This is a genomic window from Winogradskyella poriferorum (assembly GCF_036553625.1).
GTDB lineage: Bacteria > Bacteroidota > Bacteroidia > Flavobacteriales > Flavobacteriaceae > Winogradskyella > Winogradskyella poriferorum.
Genome location: NZ_JAZHOU010000002.1, coordinates 728,764 through 739,931 on the forward strand (window position 1 = coordinate 728,764; position 11,168 = coordinate 739,931).

The 11,168-nt window shown below is 34.7% G+C and carries 5 protein-coding genes; 2 read left to right on the top strand and 3 right to left on the bottom strand.

The window, feature by feature from the left end; genetic code table 11:
• Positions 1-88: 88 nt before the first annotated feature.
• Genes V1468_RS09495 through V1468_RS09505 form a run of 3 tightly spaced genes read right to left on the bottom strand, consistent with a single transcriptional unit; the run spans position 89 to position 3,535 of the window.
• Positions 89-994 (bottom strand): Ppx/GppA phosphatase family protein, encoded by a 906-nt coding sequence (locus V1468_RS09495; protein WP_331810002.1) that lies wholly within the window; start codon positions 992-994, stop codon positions 89-91.
• A gap of 1 nt (position 995) precedes the next feature.
• Complete coding sequence (gene ppk1, locus V1468_RS09500) at positions 996-3,050, bottom strand: polyphosphate kinase 1 (RefSeq protein WP_331810003.1); 2,055 nt, start codon at positions 3,048-3,050, stop codon at positions 996-998.
• Positions 3,047-3,535 carry a SixA phosphatase family protein gene (locus V1468_RS09505; protein WP_331810004.1) on the bottom strand — a complete coding sequence of 163 codons (489 nt, stop codon included), beginning with the start codon at positions 3,533-3,535 and terminating at the stop codon, positions 3,047-3,049. The genes ppk1 and V1468_RS09505 overlap by 4 nt, the downstream gene beginning before the upstream one ends.
• A gap of 361 nt (positions 3,536-3,896) precedes the next feature.
• Between V1468_RS09505 and V1468_RS09510 the strand changes: the two genes are divergently transcribed.
• Both V1468_RS09510 and V1468_RS09515 read left to right on the top strand, forming a co-directional pair.
• Complete coding sequence (locus tag V1468_RS09510) at positions 3,897-4,328, top strand: hypothetical protein (protein ID WP_331810005.1); 432 nt, start codon at positions 3,897-3,899, stop codon at positions 4,326-4,328.
• A 34-nt stretch (positions 4,329-4,362) separates the two neighbouring features.
• Positions 4,363-11,168: beta strand repeat-containing protein (locus V1468_RS09515; protein WP_331810006.1), on the top strand; the 6,806-nt coding region annotated here is incomplete at its 3' end.

The following is an 11,168-nucleotide window of genomic DNA, read 5'->3' on the forward strand; positions in this document are numbered from 1 at the left end:
CGAATATAAATTAAATTATACTATTGAAGTAAATGTTTAGATTTTAATAGAAAAAAAGTAGTTGAACGGTAAAATTCATTATAACTTCCTATACAACTACACTAGAAACAGTTTCGTAATAAACACTTTTTATTATTCCATCTGATAATCCTATTTTAGGAACATAAATATCCTTGGCACCACTCCACTTCATAGCAGATAAATAGATTCTTGTAGCCGGAATAATAACATCTGCTCTATCTTGGTTTAAATTTAATTCTGTAATACGCTCTTCGTATGAATATTGTTGTAAGTTGTGGTAATAATTACTTAAATAAAAATATGTTAGTGGTTTACCAAGCTGTTTACCAGAAATCTTAAATATTTTATTGATGTTACCACCAGAACCTATTAAATCTATTTTATCATAGACTGTAGCATTTTCTTTAATCCATTGTTCTAGTTCGTTCCAAGTTTCTCTGGTTACAATATCGTTAAGAAGTCTTACTGTACCAACTTTAAAAGATTTTGATTTTATTTTATTACCATTGTGAATAATAGAAAATTCTGTACTTCCGCCACCTACATCTACATAGAGATAAGTTTTATTTTCATCTATATAAGTACTTAAATCTGTTGCCGCAATAATAGCTGCTTCTTCCTCTCCGTCAATTATATCAATACTTATACCGCAGGTATCAATGATTTTTTTTGTAAGGGTATCACTATTTTTAGCCTCTCGCATAGCAGATGTGGCACAAGCCTTGTAACGAACTACACCATGAGATTTCATTAGTAAGCTAAATGCTTTCATGGTATCTATCATTCGCTCCTGGTTATACTTAGATATTTTACCATTAATAAAAACATCTGCACCTAGTCTAATAGGTACACGTACTAACGAGTTTTTTTTAAATACGGTCGGTTTACCGCTTTGCTCTATAATGTTTGAAATTAATAATCTTACTGCGTTAGAACCAATATCTATAGCAGCGTATTTTTGAATCTTCAGCATATTATCCTTCTAACTTTTTTAAATAATAATTGTACGTATCGAACTGAGCTCTAATTTTTGGTTTGTCATTTCTAAGATACGTGTTATCTTGTGTTTCATTAATATGACGTGCTTTTACATTGTCGTTCCAACAAATCTCGAACAAATCCTGTAATTCTTGTTTTATATCCTCATCATATATTGGGCAACTTACCTCTACTCTGTGTTCAATATTCCTAGTCATCCAATCAGCAGATGAAATATAAACTAATGGGTTATCATTATTAGAAAACACATACAAGCGTGTATGCTCCAAAAACTTATCTACTATACTAATAATTTCAATATTTTCGCTCATAGCTTTAACACCTGGCACCAAACAGCATAGGCCTCTAACAATCATTTGAATTTTAACACCTGCTCTACTTGCTTCATATAATTTGTCTACCATTTTATAACTGCTTATACTATTCATTTTTAGCTTTATATAAGCATTTTTGCCATTTTTAGCGTTTTCAATCTCTTTGTCTATCAAAGAGAATAATTTGGTTTTAGTATAATGAGGTGACGCTATAATGTGTTTGTATCTATTAACAATATAGTTGACTTCTAGGAAGTTAAACACTTTATTGATGTCTTTAAGAATCTTAGAATTAGCCGTAAGAAGCGTAAAATCCGTATAAAACTTAGCTGTAGATTCATTAAAGTTTCCTGTACTAATAAATCCGTACCGTTTTAACTTATTATTTTCTTCGCGCTCTATGACGCACATTTTACTATGTACTTTTAAACCAGGTACACCAAATAACATATTTACACCAGCATCTTGCATTTGCTCGGCATAATTAATATTAGCTTCTTCATCAAAACGTGCCCTAAGCTCAATAGAAACAGTAACATACTTGCCATTTTTTGCCGCATTAATAAGCGAACTGGCAACGTGTGATATCTGAGCTAATCTGTAAATAGTAATCTTTATCGTTCTAACTTTTGGGTCTAAAGCAGCTTCACGCAAAAATTTAACTACGTAAGAAAATGTATGATAAGGAGTATAGACCAAATAATCCTTTTTGGCTACGGTAGTGAAAATGCTTTCTTGTAGACTTAGGCCTTTTACTGGCAAAGGTTTTATTCTATCGTATAGCAAGTCTGTTCTACCCAAACTAGGAAAATCCATATAGTCTCTACGGTTATGATAACGACCACCAGGAATGATACTGTCCTTAGAATCTATTTCCATTCGTTCTAAAAGAAAGCTTAAGGTATCAGGTTCTATATTTTTATCGTGTACAAACCTAACAGGATCTCCGCTTTGTCTGCCCTTTACACTTCGAGATAATTTATCTACAAAACTCTTACTCAAGTCACTATCAAAATCTAATTCTCCGTCACGAGTTATTTTTATCATATGAGATGATATAGCGTCATATTTAAAGATGTTAAAGATTTCGTCTAAACAATATCTAATAACGTCATCTACCATTATAATGTAATTAGCCTCACCTCTATTTGGTAAAACAATAAAACGCTCCATACTTTTTGAAATCTCAATAAGCGCATACTGATCCTCACCTCCAGAATTTGACATCTTTATGGTTAAATAACCTGCACTATCCTTAAGCTCTGGAAGCGCAATATCTTCATCCAAAATAATTACAACCAATGCTGGACTAATTTCTTGATAGAAATAGTTTTTTATAAACTCATGATGATCGTCTTCAATTTCAGTTTCATTTATTATGAAAATATTTTCACTCTCAAGCTCTTGCTCTATTTTATTTAAAATCTCTACACTTTCTCTCTGTTGATCGATAACTACCTCTGTGATTTCTTCTAATAATTCGCCTGCCTTAATACCACCAAGCTCACTCTTACCACCTTTACCAGCATCATAAATTCGTTTTACCGTGGCATAACGTACCTTAAAAAACTCATCTAAGTTATTAGAAAAAATACCTAAAAATCTTAATCGCTCAATTAGCGGTACAGTTTCGTCAGCGGCTTCCTGAAGTACTCTTGCGTTAAACTGTAACCAACTTAATTCTCTATTTATGTAAGTGTTTTTATGTTTTGTCATGCTTTTAATTCCTTAGGAATAATTATAAATTCTGTTGTTCCTTTTTTAAAGTCTTTCCAGTCAGAAATATCAAAATTAAGCTTAATAAGTCCACCTGTTGGAAGATTGTCTATAAATTTATCACCAAATATATTAGCAATTGATGTAAAGGCATGGTTATGACCAAATAACATAACAGTATTATAATTATTGGGTAATCTTTTAATAAACCTCACAACATTTTCCCCTCCAAAATCATATAATTCATCTTTAACGTTAACAGAATCTTCTGACAAACCAAAAACGGCTAAAAATATTTTACATGTAGAGAAAGCTCTGACAGCAGGACTCGAGTATATAAAGTCTGGTAGGCCATTATCTCTAACAAACTGATTAGCAACCAATTTAGCATCATTAATTCCTCTGTTTTTTAATGGTCTTAAGGCGTCTGAAACGTCAAATTCCCATGAAGATTTTCCGTGTCTTACTAGTATAATTGATTTCATTGAATTTCGATTAAATGCAATTTTTTTCGATAAAATGTTGCATATCTCCGTTTTAACGACTATTTTGGCGCTTTAACTCTAATCTTTGTATAAGATTGTGTTTATAAGTTCTTTTGTTTACAAAATTAATGTAAGTGACCCCAAATCAAAAAATATATTAATCCATATTATGACATCACTTATATTAATTGAAACTTCCCTCTATATACATAATAATACATATTTAAGTTAAAATATTTTTTAAATATAGTGACTTATGAATTTATTAGCTAAAACTAGTGATTGGCTAATACTTAAACGAAATACTATGAAATCGATTATTACGAAATTATCGTTTTGTCTTGTTTTAACATTATCTCTAATGTCGTACTTATCTGCGCAAGAGAATGATGTTATATTATTTAATGGTACTAACAATGCAAAAAAAGCTTCTAGAATAGATAAGGATGTTTTAAAAAGATATGTTTACAGTAATATAGAGTCCGCATATAAGCTTAGTTCTGAAAAACAAACCTCTATTACCAAAAATACAAAACGCTTGTACTTAGATGTCAATTATTTAGAAACATTAGAATCTGAAAAATCTAATTCAATAGAGGTTGTAGTAGTTAAAATTTTAAATAAAGAAGATCTTTCTGATTCGATTGGAATAGAATTTGCAAATAATTTTCCAAATCTAAAATGTATTTACATAAGTTGTGAAGTTGAAATAAGCTTATCTGAAATCAAAAAAAATATCCAAACACCAAAGCATAATGTAAAAACTTATTTGGGCTTTAATGCGCCTAACTAAGGTATTGATACATGTTAATTCTTTATATGACAATATGATGAAGAACTACTTAACCCCATTTCTAAAATCCATTGCAGTATTAGTTATTCTAATACTTTCTTCGGTTAGTGCTTACGGTCAGCTTAGAGTTCCTTTTACTCAAAGAACATCTCAATATACTCCTGGTAAAGTAATTTATAATATTAAAGGAGATTTTACTATGATTGGTAATTCCAATCTAACTTTACAAAATTATGGCACTAATACCAATAACAGTAATAACTCAATGGTTTTTATCGATGAAGATAATGACCTAAACACATCCAACTCATCATCCGCAACTTTAGATTTTTCTACAGAAAACGGTGCAAATCCGGAGTGTTCTAATATTATCTATGCAGGCCTTTATTGGACTGGTAGAGGTGGCACTAGTCTAACTGAGCAGCAAATGAGAACTGTTAAGTTTAAGGGCCCTAATGATTCTAACTACACAACGCTAACGGCTAGTGCCAATGATATTATGTATCCTGGAGATAACAATATGTATGCTGGCTACATAGAAGTTACTGATAGAGTCCGTAATAATGGAATTGGAGAGTATTTTGTTGCAGATATTGCTATTACTGAAGGTAACGGTGGCGCCACAGGTTATTATGGTGGATGGGGAATGATTGTTGTGTATGAAAACTCCAAAATGAATTGGAGAGATGTTACAATTTTTGATGGTTATGCCTATGTACAAGGAAATGTTACCCAAGATTATGAAATTCCTGTATCTGGGTTTAATGCTGTACAAACAGGTGATGTGAATATTAAGTTGGGATTGATGGCAGGTGAAGGAGATAGAGGTATCTCTGGTGACTATTTTCAAATAATCCATGCTGATGAAGTTAACAATAATAACCCATCTGCTAATGATTGGGAAACGCTGAGTCACTCCGGAAATTCCACCAACAACTTTTTTAATTCTTCTATTAATACAGGCGGTAACGCCAGAAGTCCCTCCCTTACTAATAATACTGGTTTAGATATTGCAATGTTTGATTTAGATAATTCTGATAAATCATTGATAGATAATAGTCAAACCGAAACAAGATTTAGGTATGGTACAACACAAGATACCTATATAATCTTTAGTATGGCAATGTCTGTTGATGCGTATATACCAGAGTCAGAAGGTGTTTTATCAACAACAACAATAAATGGTAATCCGCCAACGGCAGATCTTTCGGCAGAGCCAGGTGATGAAATAGAATATAAAATTGAAATAAAAAATAAAGGAACAGAGCCTATTCTTAATGCTCAATTAATAGTACCTATACCATTCACGTCAGAATTTGTACCAGGAAGTATTAGCTATGGTGCGTATTTGCCAGCCTTTGCAGCTGACCCTCCATATTTTGACCCTAATTTAGGCGCAACAGGTTCAATAGTTTGGGATATTAACTTTTTACCTTTATTCCCTGCAGACATTGATTTATTATTAGCAGATCTCACTTTTAAACTTAAAGCTACAGAAGATTGTTCGCTTCTATTAAATGATAATTGTGAACCTAAAATCGTAATTGTAGGTGGTACAATATCTGGTACAGGTATGATTTCTGGAACTGATTATTCTCTTCCGTTAATACAAAGTTATCAAAGCGACGGAATATGTCAAGGTGAACCTAATACCGACCCTATTGAAATTGACATAGACGCAGATCAGTATATAGCAGAAAACTGTACTAATGTTACTTTAGAAAGAGACTTCTTTTATTGTAGTTTCGAAGGTAATAACATACCTGTTTCTGAACTTGAATCTGAATTTCCTCCAGGAACCAGATTTTATAATTCCTATCCTGTTACAGGAGGTTCTACAGAATATACAGACTCTAACCCTTTTCCGGCTACTTTAGGAGTGTCTACTTATTATGGAGTTCCTCCAGGAGATTATGGCTGTCATTACGAGTTTACGATTGAAGTTTCGGATATTACAACTTTTCCAACTGTAAATGATGTAGAATATTGTAAAAATGAAACGGCTTCGCCTCTTACTGGTCAGTCTTCAAACCCAGACTATGTTGTTGTTTATTTTACAGATAATAATCCTAATACTGTTGGTCAACTTAGCTTAACTCCAGACACTAGTCAATCAGGAACTTTTACCTACTATGTTTCAGAAGGTCCTACAGAACAATGTGTTAATACAGATAGAATACCTATTACAGTTACAGTCTACGATGAAATATCAATTGTTTTAGAAAATTTAGAAAATGTAGATTGTTATAATGGTGAAAATGGTAGTATTGATATTTCGGTAAGTGGTGGCTCCGGCAACTACACATATGATTGGGATTATAATGGAACAGAAACCCCAAATACAGACCCTCAAGATTTAAACAATCTTAGTAGTGGTATATATACTGTAACAGTTAATGATTCAAACTCCAATTGTTCTGCAACAACAAGCTTTACAATCAGTCAGCCTACTGAAGCTTTAAGTTCAACAATAACATCAATAACAGATGTATTATGTCATGGTGAAGCAACAGGTGCAATTGACTTAACAATTACTGGTGGTACTGGACCATATTCAATCTTATGGAACAACGGCTCAACTGATGAAGACCAGAACAACTTAACTGCTGGTACCTATAATGTAACCATTACAGACGCAAATGGATGCTCTACAACCAATCAGGCAACTATTAGTCAACCTACAAATTCACTATCAGCTAATATTACAAACATCAATAATGTTTCTTGTAAAAATGGTACTGATGGTAGTTTTAATGTAAATGTTACGGGTGGAACAAGCCCATACCAATATTCTATTGATAACGGCACAACAAATCAAAATAATGATTTATTCGAAAATCTCAGTGCTGGTACTTATAATGTATTAGTTACTGATGCTAATAATTGTACTGCTAATGCACAAGTTACAATTACTGAGCCAGAAAAAATTAAGGTATCAATTACTAATGTAAATAATGTTGATTGTTCAGGAGAAGCAACTGGAGATATATCTATTTCTGTATATGGTGGCACACAGCCATACACCTATTCTTGGAGTAACTCTGCTACAACGCAAAACTTAACTGATGTTGTTGCAGGTACATATAGTGTTACAGTAACAGATGCTAATGGATGTACAGCTTCTGCTAATACAACTATTTCAGAACCTTCTAGTCCTATAAGTTTAAATATCAGTAAAGTAGATGCAAACACTGCTCAAGGATGTACTAATGGTGAAGCAACAGCGAATGTTTCTGGTGGTACATCACCATATACATATGCTTGGAGTGCTTCAGCTAACAACCAAACCACATCCACAGCTACTAATTTACATGTTGGCTCACATTCAGTTACAATTACTGATGCTAATGGTTGTGAATTAACGCAAAGTATAGTAATATCATGTGTTAATACTTGTGATGCTGAAATATCAATTGGTAATATAACAAATGTTCTTTGTGTTGGTGATGCTACTGGATCTGGTACTGTAACCGCAAGTTCTACTGCAAATCCAAGTGCAACATTTACGTTTACATGGAGTAATGGTCAGGTAGACGCAGGAGTAACTTCTAGTACTATTAATAATATTACAGCTGGCGTGTATGATGTTAGTGTAACTATAGATGGAACGGTTTGTCAACCTGTTGAGGAAACAATTTCAATTTCTGAACCTAACAACGCTTTAAACCTTACAGCAAGCTCAACAGATGAACTGGGTCCAAATACAAATGATGGTACTGCAAGTGCAACTGCAACAGGTGGTGTAGAACCTTACACTTACCAATGGTCACCAGGCGGAGAAACGACTCAAAATATTTCAGGACTAGCGTCTGGCTCATATACAGTTACCGTTACTGATGCTAATGGATGTACTGAAACTGCTACAGTTACTGTTAATCCTGGTTCTTGTCATAACTTATCAATTTCCGGAACTTCATCACCTGTTACATGTAACGGTGAAAGTAATGGTAGTGTAAGTGCTGTAGTTACTAATGGTGTTGGCCCTTTTACATATTCTTGGGATACTCTACCAAATACTACACCTAACGTTAATAATTTGCCTGCAGGTAGTTATACTGTTACTGTTACCGATCAAACAACATTATGTACACAAAGTACTACCATCACAGTTAACGAGCCTAATGCATTAAGTTCTGGAATTGCTGTTACAAATATTTTATGTAAAGGTGACAGTACTGGTTCTGTAGATTTAACTGTAAATGGTGGTACACCTCCTTATTCGTATTCATGGAATAATGGTGCTACAACTGAAGATTTAGTTAATGTTACTGCTGGAACATATTCAGTAACCATTACTGATGCAAATGGATGTACTTCTACAAACCAGTCAACTGTTCAGGAACCTAACGAAATAGTAAGCGGTTCTATAGTAAGAGTTACAAATGTTGATTGTACTGGTGAAACTAATGGAAGTATTTCAGCTGAAGCTGCTGGTGGAATTCCACCTTATTCTTACTCAATAGATAATGGAGCAACTAGTCAATCTAGTGGTGTTTTTGAGAATTTAGCTGCTGGTAACTATTCTATTTTAATTACTGATGCTAATGGTTGTACTACAACTATTTCTGACACAGTAAATGTGGACGACACTGAAGATCCTGTGATTTCTGTTCCTGCTTCTATTACAATTGAAGGTTGCTCTGAAAACGACATAACAAACACAAATGCTGTATTTGAATATAGTAATACAACTTCTAGTGATATTCAATCAGTTTTTACGTCAAATCCTAATTATAATGCATCTGATGATTTTAATATAGCTTCAATAACTTACATTGATGTTATTATTTCTGCAAGTTGTCCTGTAACTATAGAACGAACATTTATTATAACAGATAATTGTGGTAATACGGCGAATGCTGACCAAACCATTACAGTGGTTGATACTACTGATCCTACAATCAACGTTCCTGCGGATGTCACTATTGAGTGTACTGAAGATGAGTCTTCTGCTAATACTGGTGTTGCTACTGGTGCAGATACTTGTGGTACAGTTACCATTACTGAGTCAGATGTAGAGACTGCAGCTTGTGGTAATACAAAAACTATTGTTAGAACTTGGACTGTAACTGATGAGTGTGGTAACAGCGTATCTGCTGACCAAACCATTACAGTGGTTGATACTACTGATCCTACAATCAATGTTCCTGCTGATATCACGATTGAGTGTACTGAAGATGAGTCTTCTGCTAATACTGGTGTTGCTACTGGTGCAGATACTTGTGGTACAGTGACCATTACAGAATCAGATGTTGAAACTGCAGCTTGTGGTAATACAAAAACTATTGTTAGAACTTGGACCGTAACTGATGAGTGTGGTAACAGCGTATCTGCTGACCAAACTATTACTGTGGTTGATACTACGGATCCTACAATCTCTGTTCCTGCTGATATTACAATTGAGTGTACTGAAGATGAGTCTTCTGCTAATACTGGTGTTGCTACTGGTGCTGATACTTGTGGTACAGTAACTATTACGGAATCAGATGTTGAGACGGCTGCTTGTGGTAATACAAAAACTATTGTTAGAACTTGGACGGTAACTGATGAGTGTGGTAACAGCGTGTCTGCTGACCAGACGATTACAGTTGTTGATACTACTGACCCTACAATCTCTGCTCCTGCGGATGTTACTATAGAGTGTACTGAAGATGAGTCCTCTGCTAATACTGGTGCTGCCACTGGTGCAGATACTTGTGGTACAGTAACCATTACGGAATCAGATGTTGAGACTGCTGCTTGTGGTAATACAAAAACTATTGTTAGAACTTGGACCGTAACTGATGCGTGTGGTAATAGCGTATCTGCTGACCAAACGATTACGGTTGTTGACACGACTGATCCTACAATCAATGTTCCTGCTGATATCACGATTGAGTGTACCGAAGATGAGTCGTCTGCTAATACTGGTGTTGCTACTGGTGCAGATACTTGTGGTACAGTTACCATTACTGAGTCAGATGTAGAGACTGCAGCTTGTGGGAATACAAAAACTATTGTTAGAACTTGGACCGTAACTGATGAGTGTGGTAATAGCGTATCTGCTGACCAAACGATTACGGTGGTTGATACTACTCCACCAACTATAGATAATACAAATACAGATAATATTGTAATTCAATGTGGTGTTACACCTGATGGGACATTAGAAGCATGGCTTGCTAATAATGCTGGTGCAACAGCTAATGATACTTGTGGTACGGTGACATGGTCTAATGACTATGGTGCCAATACTGACGTAGATTGTGCTAATGGTGCTATTACAGTGACATTTACTGCTACGGATGAGTGTGGTAACGCTTCGAATACTACAGCTACATATTCTATTATTGATACGGTTGACCCTGTATTAACAATTCCTGAAGATACTACTGTAGAATGTACTGAAGATACTTCACCTGCTAGTACTGGTACTGCTACGGCTATTGATGATTGTGCTGAACCAAATGTATCTTTCACTGATGCTGAAGTCGCTCAGTGTGGTAACACTAAAACGATAACAAGAACTTGGACTGCTACTGATGCTTGTGGTAACTCTGTATCTGCTGACCAAACCATTACGGTTGTTGATACTACTGACCCTACGATTACAGTTCCTGCGGATATCACGATTGAGTGTACCGAAGATGAGTCGTCTGCTAATACTGGTGTTGCTACTGGTGCAGATACTTGTGGTACAGTTACCATTACTGAGTCAGATGTAGAGACTGCAGCTTGTGGTAATACAAAAACTATTGTTAGAACTTGGACCGTAACTGATGAGTGTGGTAATGACACTGTGCATACTCAGGTAATCACAGTTCAGGATACGACGGCACCAACCTTTAACGAAGCACTTCC